This window comes from Paenibacillus sp. FSL K6-2441 (genome assembly GCF_037964765.1).
Classification (GTDB): domain Bacteria; phylum Bacillota; class Bacilli; order Paenibacillales; family Paenibacillaceae; genus Fontibacillus; species Fontibacillus phoenicis.
In genome coordinates, this window is sequence record NZ_CP150174.1 from 4,076,893 (window position 1) to 4,095,757 (window position 18,865).

Annotated in this window: 15 protein-coding genes; 3 read left to right on the forward strand and 12 right to left on the reverse strand. The window is 43.6% G+C overall.

Features of this window, described 5'->3' with window-relative positions; genetic code table 11:
* Nucleotides 1-4 precede the first annotated feature (4 nt).
* The 7 genes from rfbC to NSQ80_RS18935 are packed head-to-tail and all read right to left on the reverse strand — an operon-like array spanning nucleotide 5 to nucleotide 8,588.
* Nucleotides 5-553, reverse strand: a complete 549-nt coding sequence (gene rfbC / locus NSQ80_RS18905) for a dTDP-4-dehydrorhamnose 3,5-epimerase (protein ID WP_339300352.1) — start codon at nucleotides 551-553, stop codon at nucleotides 5-7.
* Nucleotides 554-571: 18 nt separating this feature from the next.
* Nucleotides 572-1,315: a sugar phosphate nucleotidyltransferase gene (locus NSQ80_RS18910; RefSeq protein WP_339300353.1), complete on the reverse strand. Its 744-nt coding sequence runs from the start codon at nucleotides 1,313-1,315 to the stop codon at nucleotides 572-574.
* A gap of 41 nt (nucleotides 1,316-1,356) precedes the next feature.
* On the reverse strand, nucleotides 1,357-4,026 hold the full coding sequence (locus NSQ80_RS18915; protein ID WP_339300355.1) for a CDP-glycerol glycerophosphotransferase family protein: 2,670 nt from the start codon (nucleotides 4,024-4,026) through the stop codon (nucleotides 1,357-1,359).
* Between the two features lie 25 nt (nucleotides 4,027-4,051).
* On the reverse strand, nucleotides 4,052-4,843 hold the full coding sequence (locus NSQ80_RS18920; RefSeq protein WP_339300357.1) for a glycosyltransferase: 792 nt from the start codon (nucleotides 4,841-4,843) through the stop codon (nucleotides 4,052-4,054).
* 8 nt (nucleotides 4,844-4,851) lie between these two features.
* The gene (locus tag NSQ80_RS18925; protein ID WP_339300359.1) at nucleotides 4,852-7,035 is read right to left on the reverse strand and encodes a CDP-glycerol glycerophosphotransferase family protein; all 2,184 of its coding nucleotides are present in this window, start codon (nucleotides 7,033-7,035) and stop codon (nucleotides 4,852-4,854) included.
* Between the two features lie 11 nt (nucleotides 7,036-7,046).
* On the reverse strand, nucleotides 7,047-7,784 hold the full coding sequence (locus NSQ80_RS18930; RefSeq protein ID WP_339300360.1) for an ABC transporter ATP-binding protein: 738 nt from the start codon (nucleotides 7,782-7,784) through the stop codon (nucleotides 7,047-7,049).
* 27 nt (nucleotides 7,785-7,811) lie between these two features.
* Nucleotides 7,812-8,588, reverse strand: coding sequence for an ABC transporter permease (locus tag NSQ80_RS18935; protein ID WP_339300362.1), 777 nt, complete (start codon nucleotides 8,586-8,588; stop codon nucleotides 7,812-7,814).
* A gap of 103 nt (nucleotides 8,589-8,691) precedes the next feature.
* Between NSQ80_RS18935 and NSQ80_RS18940 the strand changes: the two genes are divergently transcribed.
* Complete coding sequence (locus tag NSQ80_RS18940) at nucleotides 8,692-11,148, forward strand: O-antigen ligase family protein (RefSeq protein ID WP_339300364.1); 2,457 nt, start codon at nucleotides 8,692-8,694, stop codon at nucleotides 11,146-11,148.
* Nucleotides 11,149-11,197: 49 nt separating this feature from the next.
* Here NSQ80_RS18940 and galU read toward each other — a convergent pair whose 3' ends face one another.
* Together galU and NSQ80_RS18950 are read right to left on the reverse strand one after the other, a co-directional pair.
* Entirely contained in the window at nucleotides 11,198-12,073 is an 876-nt protein-coding gene (galU, locus tag NSQ80_RS18945) for a UTP--glucose-1-phosphate uridylyltransferase GalU (RefSeq protein WP_323077901.1), read from the reverse strand.
* A gap of 145 nt (nucleotides 12,074-12,218) precedes the next feature.
* Complete coding sequence (locus NSQ80_RS18950) at nucleotides 12,219-12,416, reverse strand: hypothetical protein (protein WP_036645370.1); 198 nt, start codon at nucleotides 12,414-12,416, stop codon at nucleotides 12,219-12,221.
* Between the two features lie 666 nt (nucleotides 12,417-13,082).
* Between NSQ80_RS18950 and NSQ80_RS18955 the strand changes: the two genes are divergently transcribed.
* Nucleotides 13,083-13,382 carry a DUF6809 family protein gene (locus tag NSQ80_RS18955; protein ID WP_323077902.1) on the forward strand — a complete coding sequence of 100 codons (300 nt, stop codon included), beginning with the start codon at nucleotides 13,083-13,085 and terminating at the stop codon, nucleotides 13,380-13,382.
* 368 nt (nucleotides 13,383-13,750) lie between these two features.
* Here the strand turns inward: NSQ80_RS18955 and NSQ80_RS18960 are convergent, their stop codons facing one another.
* The 3 genes from NSQ80_RS18960 to NSQ80_RS18970 form a co-directional block, all read right to left on the reverse strand.
* Nucleotides 13,751-16,351 carry a U32 family peptidase gene (locus tag NSQ80_RS18960; RefSeq protein WP_339300368.1) on the reverse strand — a complete coding sequence of 867 codons (2,601 nt, stop codon included), beginning with the start codon at nucleotides 16,349-16,351 and terminating at the stop codon, nucleotides 13,751-13,753.
* Between the two features lie 452 nt (nucleotides 16,352-16,803).
* Nucleotides 16,804-17,457: a deoxynucleoside kinase gene (locus NSQ80_RS18965; RefSeq protein WP_009225404.1), complete on the reverse strand. Its 654-nt coding sequence runs from the start codon at nucleotides 17,455-17,457 to the stop codon at nucleotides 16,804-16,806.
* Between the two features lie 3 nt (nucleotides 17,458-17,460).
* On the reverse strand, nucleotides 17,461-18,102 hold the full coding sequence (locus NSQ80_RS18970) for a deoxynucleoside kinase (RefSeq protein ID WP_036645364.1): 642 nt from the start codon (nucleotides 18,100-18,102) through the stop codon (nucleotides 17,461-17,463).
* A gap of 191 nt (nucleotides 18,103-18,293) precedes the next feature.
* Here NSQ80_RS18970 and NSQ80_RS18975 point away from each other — a divergent pair, with 191 nt between their 5' ends.
* A complete protein-coding gene (locus tag NSQ80_RS18975) occupies nucleotides 18,294-18,845 on the forward strand; it encodes an AbrB/MazE/SpoVT family DNA-binding domain-containing protein (protein WP_326251089.1) in 552 nt (183 codons plus the stop codon).
* Nucleotides 18,846-18,865: the final 20 nt, after the last annotated feature.

Genomic DNA, 18,865 nt, shown 5'->3' on the forward strand with positions numbered 1-18,865 from the left:
CCTCCTAATCGAAATTCATTTCAGCCTCCGCAAATATTGGATGCCTCCGGTCTTTGTCCGAAAGCAACGGTTCACTGACCGGCCAATTGATCTTTAAAGCTGGATCATTCCATAGTATGCCGCGATCATGTTCCGGAGAATAATATTCGTCTACTTTATAGAAAACTTGGGTGTTCGGTTCTAGGGTGCAAAACCCATGCGCAAAGCCTTTAGGTACTAAAAGCTGACGCTTGTTTTCTTCACTTAAAGTAACCCCAATCCATTGACCAAAAGTTGGTGAGGACTTGCGGATATCTAATACAACATCATAGATGGCACCTGTCAGGACGCGAACCAGTTTGGTTTGCGCCTTCGGATTCAGTTGATAATGTAATCCCCTCAGGACACCTACTTCTGAAGACAAGGATTGATTATCTTGGACAAAATGATAGTTAATCCCCAGTTGCTTCAATACAGCTTCATTATAACTCTCCATAAAAAAACCCCGGTGATCTCCATGTACCACCGGTTCAAGCAAGAAAACCCCTTCCAACTTTAATGGGGTTAATTTCATAACCAAGTTCCCTCCCCGTCAAAGCTTGAGTTGCCCAAATTCCTCACCATATACTAAATCCTTAGCTAATTCATTAGCTCTAGCCAATGACGAATGCGTTCCTGCATCCGTCCACCAACCTTGCAGCACGTCAAAGGTGAGTTCTCCTCGTTTAATATATGCGTTATTGACATCCGTGATCTCCAATTCTCCACGGGCAGACGGCTTTAAGCTCCGTATAATCTCAAAAACATGGTGATCGTACATATAAATACCGGTCACCGCATAACTTGACTTCGGATTCTGAGGCTTCTCTTCGATGGAAATGATCCGATCTCCTTCAAGTTCAGGCACGCCGAAGCGAGAGGGATCTGGGACTTTCTGAATCAATATCTTTGCTCCAGTCCGCTGATTTCTAAAGTGCTCAACATACGGTGTGATGTCATCAGCAAACACATTATCGCCGAGTATGACGACCATTTGATCATTTCCCACAAACTGCTCGGCCAAACCGAGAGCTTGCGCAATTCCCCCGGCTTCATCCTGTACTTTATAAGTAAAGGAAACCCCCATCTCACTTCCACTGCCGAGTAAACTCACAACGTCACCCATGTGCTCTTTACCGGTAACTAAGAGAATGTCGGTAAGTCCTGCTTGTTTAAGCTTATATACGGCATGAAAAACCATGGGGTACTTTCCAACGGGAAGCAGATGTTTGTTGGTGACTTTAGTTAAGGGAAACAGGCGGGAGCCTGTCCCGCCTGCAAGGATGATGGCTTTCATATTGGCCTCCCAATTCATATGAATCCTTTTAACAAATAAACCTAAGATTCTTTTAAAACTTGAAATACTCGTTTGCAATTATCTTTATCTGAATATGCATAAAAAGCATTTACCCGGTTCACATACTCTTCTTTCATTTCACAATTTTCTTTTAGATATTGTATTATCAATTGAATTAAAATTTCATGGTCATTGATCACTTCTCCAAAACCCATCGTATTGTAATCAAAATACCCTTTTTCTAAATGATTTTCATCAAATTGGTAATATATAACCGGCTTTTTTAAATATGCAAAATCAAAAGCAACTGACGAATAATCTGTTATTAGAATACTTGATTCATTAAAAAGCTTCTGATAACTAGTATTATAATCTGGAACCTCTACTTTCTGATTAATATTAAAATCTTTCATCTGTTGCCTAATATTTGGGTGAGGGAAAAACACTATTTTATAACCCATTGTTTCAGCTGTGTCTAATAATTTTACATCATTTATCAAATCATTGATTCTTTTAAAGTAATGGGATTTCTTAAAACTATCCCTATAAGGTCTCTCTCCCGTGACTTGGTTAACTTTAGAAACTAAATAGCTCCTCCATGTCGGTGAAATTAATATTTGCTTTTTATTGTCATTCGATAAATTATCATATCTTGGAAAACCAGTAAGAACTATGTTATTTTTGTTATAACCATAGTTACCATTAATAATTGAGTCAAATTCAAAATAACTTGCAGTTACAAACTTCTCTATATTTTTGTTATATTTATTTAGCCATTTTGACATATCATCTTTAGTAATTCCGTGCTGTAAGAAAACAAATTTATATTGAAACAAATCTCTATAATAGACTTCCATTCCTTTAAATGGATTAATACTCATTTCATCAACATGTGACGATATTAATTTCTCTGATAATAATAAATTTATTTTGTGCCTAAAGGACCCATACTTAATTACTTTTCCATATAAACCTATGCGATTATAATCTGGTGAATCTTTTTTTATAACAAAATAGTGTTTAATTTTATCAGGCTGATTAATTGCATATTTATAAAGATGTTCAGCATTATCATCAGCTTTATCAAGCCGGTCAAAATAAAGCCATATAGGCTTCCTTTTAAGCAATTTTAACATCCAAAAAAACAACCTTACTATTATAGCCTTCTTAGTACCCGGTGCATTTGATTTTATGAGCTCAAAAAGGAAGTTATATTCACTTGTCAATCTTACAAAGTGTGTAGCTTTGATAATATTTATTTGTGAACCGACTATTTGAATTTTATAGAAATTACTTATTTTATAACTATTATTAAAATTGCTTAATTTTGTATGTTTCAAAGGGATCAATTTTAATTCATATTCTTTCTCATCATATTGGTAGTAGAATTTCACTTCATTTTTGGCTGACTCGATTGGAATATCGATATTGAATCCGTAATATTCCTTAATTAAACAATTTAAAGAATAAACATCTTTACTTGGTCTTTTTATATAAGAAGTATTAATAATTTCTCCATTAACTTTGGCAATTAACTTAATTTCATCAATATAAAAAACAGACCCAAAAGTTCCTTCAATATGAAGTAATTGTTTGTGTTTTTTTTCAATTATGTCAATAAAGTCAATATATACAGGAGATTTTACAACCGAAGTAATCTGATTTCCTTTAAACCAGACTAATAAATCATTTCGGGTAGCGACTTTTTTAGTAATACTTGAAAAATTTTGTATTGAGTATTTTATTTTTAGAGCAAATAGTTTTCTGTGTATATCCATATGTTTTTGTTCTAAAATAATTGAATCTTCAATATAAGATAAGACTTCCTTCAATTTTAAAAAGAAATTTTTATATTCTTCTTCACTAAGAACACCGTTTTCAATATGTTTGACATTAAATTTCCATTGTAAATCATACATTAATAAGTATTGAATATACTTTGGAACATAGCCAAAAATGTTAGCACAATAATTAATGAGATTTAATGAGTAGTTAATTAAACTTTGAGTGTACCATTCAGGGCATGATGTACTTCCTTGCACCGCAGAGTTTCCAGCCCAACGTTTTCTATAATAGTATTGTGATGATGATACGACACCCAATTTATTCTTATTTAGTAGTATTTTATTTACAAACTCAGAATCTTCAACAAATTTCAATTTTTCATCAAATTTCCGATCTTCTATTGCCTCATATTTAATAAATGAACTAGAAGCTGACAATAAAATTTTATCATATTCTTGATTAAGATCTATTATTCTTGTACTTTTAAATTTATTGTTTAATATATGTTCACCACTATAAGCTTCAAAAAAATACATCGGAATTGCAACTACATCAATCTCTTCATAATTACTTTCAAAAAAACAAAAAACGTCCTCCAATGTTCCCTCTGAAAATTTATCATCTGGATCTAAAAAATTTATATACTTACCCTGAGCTAACTCTAACCCTTTATTTCTAGCGCTGCTTACTCCACCGTTTTCTTTAGCGATATAAACAATATTTTCCGGATATTTCTCTTTATATCTAAGGCAAATCTGTTCACTATGATCAGGACTACCATCGTTAATGAGTATAAGCTGAACATGATTACGGAAATCTAGTGTTTGATTAATTACACTCTCAATTGCCTCTTCTAGATATTCCTCGACATTGTAAATCGCCATAATAATAGAAAATAAATAGTTTTTTTCCTTTGCAGTGTCCAAACTTTCGTCCTCCCGATAGTTCTCGCTAAAATATATGTTGTATTCTTTCAATCAGCTTTTTTATTTTATTTATTGGCTTATAATTTTTCTGTTTTATATAATCATAATACTTATTTATTATTTTAATTTCATATTGCTTTAATTGTTGATGTCTTATCCTTAATTTTCTTTTATCCCCAGGAACATGAAAGACTGATGTTACTTCATCATTATATTTAAATTTACAAAACATACTATATTTGATCCACAAATCCCAATCTTCAAGCAATTCAAGGCTCTCGTCTATACCACCATACTGTTCAAACAGTCTCCTTCTGAACATAGCTGCTTGAATGGGGAACATATTCTCAAAGAAAATCCTTTTGTGATCAAACGGTCTGTTGTATTTTACTTTTTCACTAATCGTTGTAATTACTAATGGATCTGATGAGGCAACCCTCACTTTTCTTTCAATAGAAGCAGCATGAACAACATCGACATTTTCATATATATCCAAGACTTTTACCATTGAGTCCACATGAGTAGGCAGTAATATATCGTCATCATCTAGAAAGTTAATATATTTACCTTTTGAGTGACTCAATCCGATATTAGCCGCCCGGGATCTCCCAACAGAATATCCTGTATAAATATAATTGATATTTAAGTAATCAAATTTTGCTATAACAGGCTGAGATGCTGGTAGACCATCCTCAACAATTACAATCTCAAAGTCCTTATATTTTTGTCCCGCCAGACTATGTAATGCTTGAACAAGATAAGAAGGCCTTTGATGTGTTCGAATAATGATTGAGACTCTGGGAACATGTTCTTCCATGCAACCACTCATTTCAATTGGATAATTGACTCATAAATTCTTTCACAATTATTGCGGTCTTTAATTGTAAAGAATTTTTTAATTCGTTGACGATATTCTTCATCAACCTGGCAGTTATAATGAATAAGGTTTTTCAGGTAATCAACAACTTCAGCCTCTTCAGTCAGGACTGGGCCAAATCCATCCAACTCATAACTGAAATAACCCTGTTTGTAATGTGTTTTGAAAAAATCATTTGAATCAAATTGGTAATATAATACCGGTTTGTCCATGTAGCCAAAATCAAAAAACACGCTAGAGTAGTCAGTAATCAATATTGCAGAATCCTTAAGTAATGCCTGAACATCAAATTTGTGTTCCTCAGCTATTACAACACGTACAGAACGAGTTGAGAAACAATTAATAAATTGCTGCATTTCATGATGAGGATAAAATATTAGTTCGAAACCTGTACGTTCTAACTCTCTGATTAATTCTTCATTGCTAATTAGTGATTGATATCTATGATAATACTCAGATTGAACAAATGAGTCTCTTAAGTTTTGAACATGAGACCACGCTAATTTTTTACGCCAAGTTGGCATTAATAGGATCTGTTTCTTGGTCTGTACCTCATACAAATCATCGAATCTGGCAAATCCGGTATAAACCACTTCGCCGTTCTTGTATCCGAATGTAGAGTTAATATATTCATACTCAGGTTTAGCCCCAGTTATAAAGAGATCAAATGATGTACTGAGCCTTCCAAGCACGTTACTGACATCATCTTTAGTAATTCCATGTTGCAAAAAAATGTATTTTTGATTTTTGGAAAAAAAACCAAAGTATTTTCTGTAACTCTGATAATTCCATGGTTCAATCGTCCCTCGGTGTGCCGTAACCAAATACTTTGCCAAAATGAAAAGAATTTTGTGCTGATACCCCCCGTAATATGCGAACGGTCCTATGGATTTAACCTTAATTAAATCATGAACATTCGAATCATCAATTAGATAATAAGCATTAACTTCGGGATGCTTCTCACGTAAATATTTATAGAAACTGAATCCATTATCCCTTGCGTCATTTCCACGTTCGCATATGAGCCATACATTCTTATATTTCTTGTTAAAGCGAAGAAAGAAGGAAACAGCTAAACATCCAGCTAACATAACTAACTTCTTCGCTTTATTCATTCCAGAGAATAATCTTCTTGGTAAATTATACACCCTTATAAAATATCTCGTTGCATAAAAATTTAAGAATGATTGTCTTTGAACTAATCTGACGATCTTCTTGGAAATTGGCTTTTCTAACTGATCAATAATTTCAGGTCTAACTTCAGCTAAAACTTCTTTAGATTTATTGTAGAAAGCCTTCTTTTCGCTGAAGGAAAACAAGTTGTTATTTAACATACCATAAATAAATGGGTGAAGTGAGCGAGCGTTGAACCACTCTATTAACTCTTTATATTCGGGATATTTTTTTATTAACTGGTGCATCTCGACGTTCACATCTAAATGATCCAAGTAGCTTGCCTTATTAGTATAGTATTCATCAGTTTTAGATTTGCCTTGTTCACGTTTTCTATAAAAGTATTTGCATTCACTACTAATTGAAATTTTACGGGCGCGAAAAGTAGTTATAGTAGAAAACATCACATCTTCAATTCGCGATTCGGCGAATCTTAATTCTCCAATAAGTTCTTTATTAAAAACTTTGTTGCAAACGGAAGTTGCAAAGATAATTTCAGGGAATTGGAGAATATCAACAATGGACCTATCTTCCGAAAATAATTTGGCAGAGGGATTCCTTGGATATAAGGTATTCGAAGGACTATAATACTCGTACTCATAAATGAATAAATCGGAGTTGGTCTCGCGCATGCTATTCATCGCTATTTCGAAAGTGTTATACGAAATAAAGTCATCACCATCAACAAAGGCAATGAAATCAGAGGAAGCAAGGTTAAGCCCAGTGTTTCTTGCAGAGCCTGATCCCAAATTGGTTACATGATTAACGATTTTGATTGTTTGATATCTATTCGCATAACGTTGTGCAATCTTCAAACTATTGTCTGTAGATTGATCATTTACTAAGATAACCTCAATATGATCAATACCAATTGACTGATTCACAATCGAATCCAAACAGTCTTCAATATATTGCTCAACATTATATATAGGTATTATTACAGAAATCCAGTAAGACACGAGGCATTCCCCTATTTATTTAGTGTAATTTTCTTGTACTCTTCGATGATCTCCTTCGTTTGCCCGATTTTTCGAACTTTACCACTTTCCAGCCACACTACCCTTTTACAAAGCTTTTCAACTTGACCTAGTGAGTGAGAAACGAATAATACCGTTACACCTTGATTCATCATGCTTGCTATTTTCTTCTCGCTCTTCTCTTTAAACTTGATATCCCCCACGGACAATACTTCATCAACAATCAGTACTTCGGGTTGAACAATTGTAGCAATCGAAAATCCTAGTCTGGCCTTCATACCAGAGGAATAGTTTTTCAATGGTGTATGAATAAATTTTCCTAATTCGCTAAACTCTACGATTTCATCAATTTTTGAGCGAATCATCTTCTTGGAATATCCAAGAATAAGTCCATTAAGATAAATGTTCTCTATTCCGGTTAAATCACCATTAAATCCTGCACCAAGTTCAATCAGTGGAGCAATTGATCCATGAACCTTCACTGAACCCGAAGTAGGCTTCAATATTCCCGAAATAACTTTTAGCAATGTGCTTTTACCAGCGCCATTCAGTCCAATAATTCCAAATACTTCGCCTTTTGGTACAGAAAAGGTGATATCATTAAGTGCATAGAAATCCTCATAATGAATCTCTTTTTTGGCGCGCTTAATCAGATATTGTTTAATGGAATCAACTTTCTCCGTAGCTAGTTTATATTTCATTGATACATTATTGACTTCAATTGCGTTCATAATGCTCCCCTTATCTGGTTCCATAACTTAAATATGGAATATAAATCGATCCTGCTTTTTATAAAAGACGAAGACTCCAATCAAGAAGTAGATGACGGCATACACACCAGCAATAAGCAGTTCATTCCATTCAAACATTTGTCCATACAGCATCAGGTCTCTAAACATCTTAAGCAGTGGGTACAGTGGATTCAATTCAATTATCCAATGGTATTTATCCGGAATAATGGTGGCCGGGTAAAATATTGGTGTCATGTACATCAGGATCATTAGAACTACAGAATACAAATGTCCCATATCTCTAAAAAACACAAAGATGGTGGACAAGATCAAACCCGCCCCCATTGCAATCACTAATAATAGAACCAAAGGAATAACGATAAGAAAATTATATACAGAGAAGTTTACACCCGTGATCAGCATTACCAATATAATCGGTATCAGTGAAATTAATGATGTAATGAACGATGAACAAACTCGTGATAACGGAAAGAAATACTTTGGAACATACACCTTTCTAATTAATTGGCTGTTATTAATAATGGAGTTCATGGCAAAGTTGGTTGCTTCCGAGAAGAAGGAATACAGCATCCTGCCAGTAAGGACATATACAGGAAAGTTTTCGATCTTGCTTTTAAAAACCTCAGAAAAGATAATCGTCAGCACGACCATCATCAGTAAAGGATTAAGTAAGCTCCAGAGCACTCCCAAATATGAGTTTTTATATTTCAAGTTTATATCTTTCTTTATTAACTCAAAAAATAAATCCTTATATTTAATAAAATTATAAATATGAGTTCTCATGCCATTCTCCTTATGAAACTTGTAAGTACTGTGTCCTGGTACCTACAAGAAACAAATTTATGCTAAAATAATACCCGTATCTATTCGCAAAGGAGATAAACACGTGTCGAAACCAGTATACGGGAAAATGGCCGCAGCGTCGAGAAATCGGGAGAAGTTACCTGCGGCGCTGTTGGTGTTGATGATTGGGTTGATTTTGTTCCTGGTTTGGGCGCCGTTTCAAGCCGGGTTGTTTAACGGGCTTGTCCTAGACTTCGAGAGACCCATCTATTGGGCGGTGCTTGTGGGAAGTCTACTAATGCTAGGTTGGGTTGCCACCTATTTCAAAAGCCTCAAGCTAGAAGACCAGCGGGATTGGACGGTTTTGTTCGTTCTGCTTATTCCCATAACTTACATTATCGCACTGATTTCGGCAGCAAGCCAGTACTTTGCTTCCAATATGGTGCTGATTCAGTCGCTTTATGCCTTTATGTTTGTCATTTCATTGTATTTGCTGCAAAACCGCAAGTCGAACCTTGTCATTGAAACGACGGTAATCACCGTTGGATATATCATTATGCTTTTTGGCCTGTTCAACTGGCTGGGACAAGGGAAAACTGTGTCGGCCATCGTTGGCTGGTTTACAGGTACGGTAGTTAACGGGCAATACACCCAAGCGATCTGGGTGGACGCGAACGGTCCACGTCTCGCTTCGGTGTTCCAATATCCGAATACGTATGCGGCGTTTTTGATGGCATTTTTCTTTGTAGCCGTCTTCGCCATTACACGTTCAAAAAGATGGTACAGCCAAGCAATCCATGCATTTATGCTTGTACCGATCGCCCTTTCGATTCTATTAACGTTATCCCGGGGCGGTTTGGTGTTTTTGCCGATCGTATTTATCATCTTACTGTTGTTCCTAAAGCCGGCCAAACAAATCCTCTGGATCGTATACTGCCTGATCGCCGGAATCGGTACGCTGGTCATTGCCAAGCCTGTCACAGAGCTGGGACAGCAATTCCATCTGGGACAGATCGGTGACCCGGCCAAGGGCTGGTTCTACGTCCTGGCAGCTTCCATCGTGCTGGCTGTCATTGCTTGCCTGATTCAACGTTTTGTTGCTCCTCGATTGGAGAACGGAACTCGCAAATGGGCAAGCAAGAAACTTGCCAGCTTGTGGCTGCCTCTCGTTTCGGTACTTGCGGTTGCTGTTTTAGCTGCGTTATTCCTCGGGACGAACCTGAAGCATATATTGCCGGGGAATATCGGGGAACGCCTGGAGAACCTTAACCTGCAGCAGCACAGCTTCCTGGAACGGATGACTTTCTATAAGGATGCAGCGAAGGTTGTCAAAGACTATCCGATTATTGGGGCCGGCGGCGGTGCCTGGGCGTCGATCTATGAAAAATACCAGAACAACCCATACACCAGCCGTCAAGCACACAGCTTTGTGATGCAGTACTTGGTTGAGGTAGGCCTCTTAGGCTTCCTTGTGTTGATCGCATTTTTGGCTTTTATTTTCTATAAATATATTCGTGGATATATCCAAGCAGATGAACAGAAGCAGGAGTCCTATTTCGTCTACTTCATCATTGTCCTTTCGATCCTGATGCACAGCTTGATGGACTTTAACATGAGCTATGTGTTCCTGGGCATCTTAGTATTCCTGGGGCTTGCAGGGATGGCAGCAGCGATGGACAGCCGACCGGTCGAAAAATTCACCGTTAAACCGGGAATGATGCGCGGGTTGTACAGTACGATCATGGTGGTCGCTTCCTTGATCTTGATCTTTGTATCGATCCGGAATATTCAAGCCGTCGATGCTGCGGCCAAAGGCAAAGAATTGATCGCGACCAGCACAGATTTCCAGGAGATCAAGGCTCCTTTGGATAAAGCGCTCAAGAAACGCAGCGGCCAACCCGATGCGGTGCTGTACTTAAGCTCTCTGTTGCAAGCCGGGTTTGATCAAACGAAAGACGAAGCATTCTACAATCAGGAGCAGGCGCTCCTTACGAATGCGCTGAAAAAAGAACCTTTCAATAAGGACATGTATAAACAATTGATTAAGCTATACCAGTCCAAAGGCGAATACGACAAGGCTTATGAGGTTTACCGCGATAACGCGAATCGTTATGCATATGATATGAGTTGGTACGAAACCCTGATCGTTCAATCCTATGAGCTTGGATATCAAAAGCTTGGTGAGCAGGATATCGCTCAGAAGGAGCAATATTTCCAAACCGGGTTAGCTGCCTATCAGCATGTTGTCGATGGTGTAGAGCACCTGAAGACGTTGCCTAAGGGGCAAATGCAGGGGAATCCGTTTGAGATTACGCAGCCAATGGTCTTAAATGCCGGTAAAATGCAATTTATGATGAATGAACCGGCCAAGGCGGCGGAAATCTTCAAAGTCGGAATTAAGGATGATTTGTCCGATAGTACAAACCGCGAAATTGCTCGTTGGTATCTAGCAGCTTTGCAGAAGACGGGAGCTACCGACCAAGCGGTGTACGACCAATTGCTGAAGGTCGATCCGTCCGAGAAGGAATCGATTGAGCAGTTGGCTAACCTAACATTCTAAAAACGTACAACAAAAAACCGGTCTCTCCTTAAGGAGAGGCCGGCTTTATTTAGTTTAAGCTATCCAAGATAATCTCTGACATATATTTAATTAACTCATCGCGAAGCTCCGGATTTTCGAGGGCGTAGTGGATCGAAGTCTTGATGAAGCCCAACTTCTCGCCGACATCGTGGCGGGTGCCTTCGAAGTGGTAGGCCAATACTCGTTCAGTTTCGCCGAGCCGCGAAATGGCGTCGGTTAATTGGATTTCACCGTTAACTCCAATGCGCTGGTTGTCCAGGATGTCAAAAATCGCGGGTGTTAAAATATAACGTCCCATAATCGCCAGATTGGATGGGGCTTGGCCAACCTCTGGCTTTTCCACCAGTTGCTTCGCCTCGTAGACGCGATCCCGAACCGCCACCGGATCAACGATCCCGTAACGGGATACCTCATCCCAGCTCACCGGTTGAACCCCTACGATGGAAGCCTGATGTTCACTATATACATCGATCATCTGCTTCAGGCAAGGGACTTCCGACTCCACAATATCATCGCCAAGCAATACCGCGAAGGGCTCGTCACCGACGAACTTGCGCGCACACCAAATGGCATGTCCAAGACCTTTTGGTTCCTTCTGACGAATGTAATGAATATCCGCCATTTCCGATGATTTGCGGACCTCTTCAAGCAATTGGTACTTGCCCTTCTCGTTAAGGTTATACTCTAGTTCAAATGAAGCGTCAAAGTGGTCCTCAATCGCCCGTTTCCCTTTACCGGTTACAATAATAATATCCTCGATCCCCGAAGCCACGGCTTCCTCTACAATATATTGAATCGTCGGCTTATCGACGATGGGCAGCATTTCTTTGGGCATGGCTTTCGTGGCAGGCAGGAAACGCGTTCCCAGCCCGGCCGCGGGAATGATGGCTTTGCGGATTTTCATGAAATTGTGACTCCCTCGTTCTTAAATGATCTATCTAGTATCATTATATCATACTCCAAGTTGACGGTTAGCAAAAAAGACCCGGGGATTCCCCCGAGCCCGACTTAAAGCACAAGATATTTTATTTCTTAGAAACAGAACGAAATTAATGAGTCCAAAATCTCCGCCATGTGAAGCGCTGAGGAAGCTCTTCCTCGTTTCGGATCCGATTCCCCGGTTCCGGCGTGTGCAGGAAACGTTCCGTGCCGAACTCGATTTTGCGGTATTCTTGTTCGCCGTCAATTTCCAATTGTCCGTGTACACGAGTCACGACTGACTGCATCTCGAGGAAACCTTCAAACATCACCTTCACCCTCCTAAAGGTTTGTGAAAACTACGGCACAAGCGAGATTTAGACGGGGTTCAACTTACAATCGTCTAGTTTTTCAACGCGATCTGAACATCGCTAAAACCCGCTCTACAACTCGCTTGTTTACGCTTTCATTATAGCATATCGACAAGATTTTTATAAGCGATAAAGAAGGGTTATCGCCTCTTTGAACAGCGAATTCACAAACGTTCCACAAGTTGTATTTGATAGGAAAACAGATGTCTTTGCAGGGTGTTTTTCTTCAAGATTCTGGAATTTTTAGGATTGACTTTTTGTGTCACAAAATATTATATTTATTGTGTGGCACAGAAAGTGAGGTGGGTAAACTGAGCCCACGAACAGGGCGGCCAAAAGCGGAAAGTCCCAAGAAATACATTATCAAGGCACGTTTTGATGAAGAAACTTATAACGCCTTAATCGCTTACTGTGACAAGCATCAACTTACCGTCACCGAGGCGATACGGCTGGGGATCAAGAAGCTTTTGTCCGAACAAAAGTAAAGGGAAGCGGCGCAATCTCGCAAAAGAACCCGCCACTTCCCCCCAGAGGCAACCCTCCAAAGGAAGGCCGCATAAATATGCTACCATGTGCTGCCCTCCCTTTCAAGGCGCTGCCTCTCTATCAATAAGGAGGATGCGTATGAGTAGTCTGATTGAAGAGCTTTATACCGGGCATATTTTGCCGGACGAAATGATTGTCTCCCGAGATCCGAAGTATCGTCCTCTATGCCGGCAAATCTCGGAGCTTACGGAATCATGGCGTAAGAAGCTGACCGAAGAAGAATTTAGCGAACTGGAATACCTGATGGATCTGCAGGCACAAGCTAACGACATGCATTCGATGGCAGTGTTTAAATACGGTTTCAGGCTTGGCGCCTCCCTCCTCACGGAAGTACTCACCGGTACAGATGAGCTTGTCCGACATCCTCTCACCCCTTAGATCTCGCAAACCTTGGATGGCAGGAGCGAGTCGGGGTGATTTGCGTTGAGGCGGTTGGTTCGTGTCGGCTTGCTTGGTTCCGTTTGGCGTCTAGTGGAAAATGTCCTGAATACGAGCAATGTTAGGCTTCTCTGCGAAAAATGTTCGCAAACGTGTATATTTTATTTTGATTGTGATACAATGAAAGTAACGATTAAGGAGCCGTGCTTGGGGCACGGCCCCGGGCAACAACCGCTTTTAAGGGCGGTAGGCTGTGTAAGAATGGGCACAAATAGACCGATTCCTTTGCCGAGGGCGGTCTATTTGTGTTTATGGAAGGGAGCCCCCTACGGTATAGCTACCGCGAACCATGGGGCTCCCTTCGTTTTTTATTTTACCAACTGTCCGCGCGTGACGCCGAGTTGGTTGGTCGCTTTGAGGGTTTTCCATACCTGGGTGCCGCTGATTTCTCCGCGTAACGCTTTGTTGTAGAGGTCGATGACCTCATGCACCTGCTCCGGCGTTTCTTCGAGGAACTCAACACGGTATTTGGACACGCCCAGCTCGAGAAAATGGTTCAGATACTCTGCGCCCGACTGTTCGATGGCGTTGTACACCGTGTTGCGGCAGCCTTCGTCCACGCGGACAGGGTGGGACATGCCGATCCGGTCCTGCAGGGAAGCGCGGTGCTTTTCACACGGGCGCCCGCAGTTGGTGTAGTCCGTACCTTCGCTGAGGAAGGTACAGTACACGCAGTGCTCCGTATGGAACATCGGCAGATGCTGATGGATAACGATCTCCATGTCGGCCGTCGGGCTGACCCGGAGCAGGTCGACCATCTGCTGGATGTTCAGGTCGTAGGACGGCGTCACCACGTCGCAGCCGACCTCCAGGAACAGCTCGGCCGTCAGGTGGTTGGCGATGTTCAGCGAAAAATCGCCGATCAACCGCGGATGCACGGCCGACGGGTTCTCTTGCCGGTGGCGCAGGTAGTAATACAGCGCCCCGGTGTTGCGCACCAGCACTGCGTCGGGCTGGAGGCGCAGGATGTTGTTGTGGTAGCCGTTTTCGCCCGGCATGTGGATGCGCGGCGTCGCCAGCGCGATTCTAGCTCCGGCTGCGCGAACGGCTTCAACTGCTGCCGGGAATTGCTTGATAAACTCGAAGTCGGCGTAGATGAACGATACGCCGGCTTCCAAGGCAGCCTGCACCTGCGGCAGGCTGCGGCACAGCGCGGCGAGCTGCGCTTCGCCGTGCTTCACGGGCGCTGCGGGCCCGCGGCCCTGCGCCTGCTGCGGTTGCCCCGCAACCGCAGCGGCTGCCGCCGCCGGCGCCAGCGGCGCCGAAGACGCCCCGCCCACGGCTGGGGCGTCCAACACCCCCGCCGCCCGTGTGCGCGTCCACACGGGCGGCTTCGGCCGCTCGGCGGCGAGCAGCTCCACCGCCCGCCGGCGGATGCTGTTCAGCTCTCGAATCGGCAGGATGACGTCGCCATAAAGCTCCGCATCCAGCTTCTCGAGCTGAAACACCGTGCCGCCGAGACGCCCGAACTGCTCTTCGAGCAGAGCGGCGTCCATCGGCCGTTTTTGCGCGACCTCGAGCTCCAGCTCCGAGTCGACTTGCACCGTCGTTCCCTTCTGTACATCCGTCCAGAAGGTATTCAGCAGCCCGCCGGCGTAGCCCACCGCCCGCACATGCACCGGGAAGACGCGGTACGGCTTCTCGGTCTCGTACGTCTGGCGCAGCCGCTTGTCGAGCGCCGGGTCGTTCGTCTTCCAGATGCGATCCCCGACGTGCACGCGGCGCAGATCCACGTCATTACGTCCCGGCACGATATCGACGATCCAACCCTCTCCGGCTTCGCCTTCCTGCTTCACGCCTTGACGGCGCAGGTCGTAGACGCGGCCGCCTTCTTCTTTTTGCGTCGGATCCCCGGCATCAAACACGATCCCGTCCCCACGCTTCAGCGGCGCCTCCAGCTTGCAGACGACGCCGTCGCGCAGCACCTTCTCTACGCGGCCCAGGTACACGCCCCGGCTTTTCGGGAACGTCCCGTCGACCAGCTTCTTATTGTTCGTCCCCTCCAGGAAGCCATGCGTAAAGCCGCGCGAAAAGCTCTGCTGCAGCTCACGGATCTCCTCCTTCGACGGACGCGTATCGTCCCCGTCAAAATAACGGTCAATCGCCTTCCGATATTTGCTCACCACGTTGGCAACGTACTCCGGACTTTTCAGCCGTCCTTCGATCTTAAAGGAGGTCACGCCCGCCTCAATCAGCTCCGGCATGATGTCGATCGCCGCCAAATCCTTTGGCGACAACAGGTAGGCGACATCGCCCATCGGCTTCTGCTCCCCATCGACGATCAGGTCGTACGGCAACCGGCACGCCTGCGCGCATTCGCCGCGGTTGGCCGAGCGCCCGCCCCACATTTCTGACGTCAGACATTGGCCAGAGTAAGACACGCACAGTGCCCCGTGCACGAACACCTCCATCGGCAGCTTGGCCTGCTCCCCGATGACTTTGATTTGCTTGAGGTTATTTTCCCGGCCCAGCACCACGCGTTCCAAATTCCATGGCTTCACGAACTCCACCGCTTCCGGCGAAGTGATCGTCATCTGCGTCGAGCCATGAATCGGAAAATCCGGCGACAACTCGCGGATCAGCTTCACCAACCCGAGGTCCTGCACAATAACCGCATCCACCCCCGCGTTGATGCACGCCTCAACCAACTCTTGCGCATCCCGCAGCTCGTCCTCGAACACAAGAATATTGAAGGTCAGGAACCCCTTCACCCCATAGCTATGCAAAAAAGCCATAATCTCCGGCAGCTCGTCCATCCGGAAATTGTTCGCCCGCGCCCGGGCATTAAACTTCTCTACGCCAAAAAAGATCGCGTCCGCTCCGTTCGCCACCGCCGCCCGCATGCAATCCCAATCGCCGGCCGGCGCCAGCAGCTCCACATCCTGCCGCGTTAACGTCGTCTTGCTCATGTATGTCCTCCCAATCCGGCCGCAGCCGGCGTCTATTCTACTTGATTGCAAAAATTCAAAATTTAAGCGAATTATCAACTTATATATTCTAGCAGACATTGCCCGTGCACTCTAGCTTTTCCATCCATTCGCAAGGAAAAACATGGCGCCCGCCCTCAGGGTCCTTACGCCCCTTCTCAGGCCTCTTTTACACCATTATCCCTTTCGTTCAGAAAAGGGGATCAAGAGAGGGGGCGAAATGAGGTAGCCTTGTCCGCGCAACCTATTCTCTTTTTGCAAGTATTCTCTGTCCCCAAGCTCTGACGCAACGGGATAATCATCAAAGAGAGCCCCAAACACACCTATCCTATCCGAGCCAAGCCCACCCTCCACCACGAAATCCCCTATCAACATAAAAAAAGAAGCCAACAGAAGCCCCAGCTTCCATTGACCTCTTGCTATACTTAACCGTTTCACTTCGCCCGCGACGCATGAATGATTTCTGCCGCCTGGCGGATAATTTCATCCAATGATGCTTCATCTGTGGCATCGTACTCATCAATGTTCAGCCGCAGCACCGGGCAGGCATCAAACTCCTCGATCCATTTTGCGTACCGTTCATGCATATGCTCCCAATAGGAGACGTCCGTCTGGATCTCCATTTCCCGGCCCCGCAGCCGGATCCGATTCAGGATGGACGATAGATTCCCTTCCAGGTAAATAAGCACGTCTGGATGCGGAAAATACGGCGTCATCACCATCGCCTCAAACAAGCTGGTGTACGTCTCGTAATCTGTCTTGGACATCGTGCCTTGATCGGCATGCATTTTGGCGAAAATCCCGGTGTCCTCGTAAATCGAACGGTCCTGAACAAACCCGCCGCCCGCTTCAACGATTGCCTTCTGCTCTTTAAACCGCTCCGCCAGAAAATAAATCTGCAGATGAAAGCTCCAGCGCTCGAAATCCTGATAGAACTTCTCCAGATACGGATTGTTATCGACCTTCTCCATCGAAGTGCGAAAGCCAAGCCGGGCAGCCAGCGCAGTGGTCAACGTGGATTTACCAACGCCGACGGTACCTGCTACCGTGATTAAGGCGTCTTTAGGGATGTGCAATTCATGACTCATCTTTTATAAGTGCTCCTTTATCTTCGCAACGATCTGCTCAAAATGCTCCGGATGCTCCACAAAATCCAGCATATTGCCATCAATCGTAATCACGACCGTCTCCGGTTCACGCGTTTGAATCTGCGTAATCGCCGTTTCATAATCCTCGATCAACCGCTCCAGATAGCCGGGATCGATGTCCTGCTCAAAGCTGCGGCCGCGTTTTTCGATTCTTTTTAACAAGGTCGCCAATTCCGCCCGGATATACACAATCACATTGGGTTTAGGCAGATCGTCGGTCAGCAGATGATAAATCTGCCGATACTTCTCCCGTTTGTCCCCTTGCAGCGTCCGCTGGGCAAAAATCCAGTTTTTATAAATATGATAGTCCGACACGACCGGCACCCCCCGGGACACATAGTTTTTCACCGTATCCTCCAATTGCTTATACCGGTTGCACAAAAAGAACATTTCCAGCTGAAACGCCCATTCCTCGATATTTTGATAAAACTTGTCCAGGAACGGATTCTCCTCCACGATCTCCTTCAACAGCGGAAAATCAAACCGCTCAGCGAGCATCGTGGCCAGCGTGGTTTTTCCGGCTCCGATGGCGCCTTCCACGGCGATAAACGGGCATGGCTTCTTCACTTGAGGGTCCTCCCACATCTCACTTGCCTGAAAAATAGACTAGAATATTGTATCACAGAATTCAGGCAAACGGCTTTTTCATTTTAAGTAGGCTAGTAGAAGAGAGGCGATAAATGATTTGGAGAAAAAGGTATTTATGGTTTGAGCTTACAGGAAATTTTGAAGTTATGTCGAATTACTGTATGGATGAACCTATAGGAGGTAAGCCGATGAGAAGAAGAGGAATCGTTCGAGCACTGGATGAACTCGGGCGTATCGTATTGCCGATTGAATGGAGAAGGGTATTAGACATCGAGGAAAAGGATCCGATGGAGTTTTTCATTGACCCCGATTCTCGATGGATCATGATTCGTAAATATCAATCTCAAGCCTGCATGTTCTGCCAGACCCTGGATAACCTGCTCTATTATCATGAAAAATTTATTTGTCCCTCTTGCATCCAGGAGCTTCGTCTTCAGGCTACCCTGGAACTCAGTTCACCACCTGCCTCGCCGGGAACAGAGGAGGTTGCGGTAACCGCATCCGCAGAAAATAGGGGGCCGGGTCGTCCCACCAAGGATATCGCTGCAAGAAAACGAGGTCGAAAACGCGGTAAAACCTACGAAAAGCTATTGGAAGCCATGCGCACCCACCCCAACTCCACACAGAGCGAATGGGCCAGAAGGATAGGCATTTCCCAGAGTCGGGTGAGTCAACTACTCCAGGAATTAAGACAATCCGATCCAGCTATGAAAACGATGAAAAAGGATGGCCAAACCTAAAAAGCTCCTCCCTCTAGGGA

What these genes read in the sequence shown, in the direction of transcription:
- NSQ80_RS18950 (WP_036645370.1), bottom strand. Translation starts at nt 12,416, where the DNA reads ATGTTTGAAGGTTTCCTCGAGATGCAGTCAGTCGTGACTCGTGTACAC.
- rfbC (WP_339300352.1), bottom strand. Translation starts at nt 553, where the DNA reads ATGAAATTAACCCCATTAAAGTTGGAAGGGGTTTTCTTGCTTGAACCG.
- NSQ80_RS18960 (WP_339300368.1), bottom strand. Translation starts at nt 16,351, where the DNA reads ATGAGCAAGACGACGTTAACGCGGCAGGATGTGGAGCTGCTGGCGCCG.
- NSQ80_RS18910 (WP_339300353.1), bottom strand. Translation starts at nt 1,315, where the DNA reads ATGAAAGCCATCATCCTTGCAGGCGGGACAGGCTCCCGCCTGTTTCCC.
- NSQ80_RS18920 (WP_339300357.1), bottom strand. Translation starts at nt 4,843, where the DNA reads ATGGAAGAACATGTTCCCAGAGTCTCAATCATTATTCGAACACATCAA.
- NSQ80_RS18970 (WP_036645364.1), bottom strand. Translation starts at nt 18,102, where the DNA reads ATGTGGGAGGACCCTCAAGTGAAGAAGCCATGCCCGTTTATCGCCGTG.
- NSQ80_RS18930 (WP_339300360.1), bottom strand. Translation starts at nt 7,784, where the DNA reads ATGAACGCAATTGAAGTCAATAATGTATCAATGAAATATAAACTAGCT.
- NSQ80_RS18935 (WP_339300362.1), bottom strand. Translation starts at nt 8,588, where the DNA reads ATGAGAACTCATATTTATAATTTTATTAAATATAAGGATTTATTTTTT.
- NSQ80_RS18955 (WP_323077902.1), top strand. Translation starts at nt 13,083, where the DNA reads ATGAGTAGTCTGATTGAAGAGCTTTATACCGGGCATATTTTGCCGGAC.
- NSQ80_RS18975 (WP_326251089.1), top strand. Translation starts at nt 18,294, where the DNA reads ATGAGAAGAAGAGGAATCGTTCGAGCACTGGATGAACTCGGGCGTATC.
- NSQ80_RS18965 (WP_009225404.1), bottom strand. Translation starts at nt 17,457, where the DNA reads ATGAGTCATGAATTGCACATCCCTAAAGACGCCTTAATCACGGTAGCA.
- galU (WP_323077901.1), bottom strand. Translation starts at nt 12,073, where the DNA reads ATGAAAATCCGCAAAGCCATCATTCCCGCGGCCGGGCTGGGAACGCGT.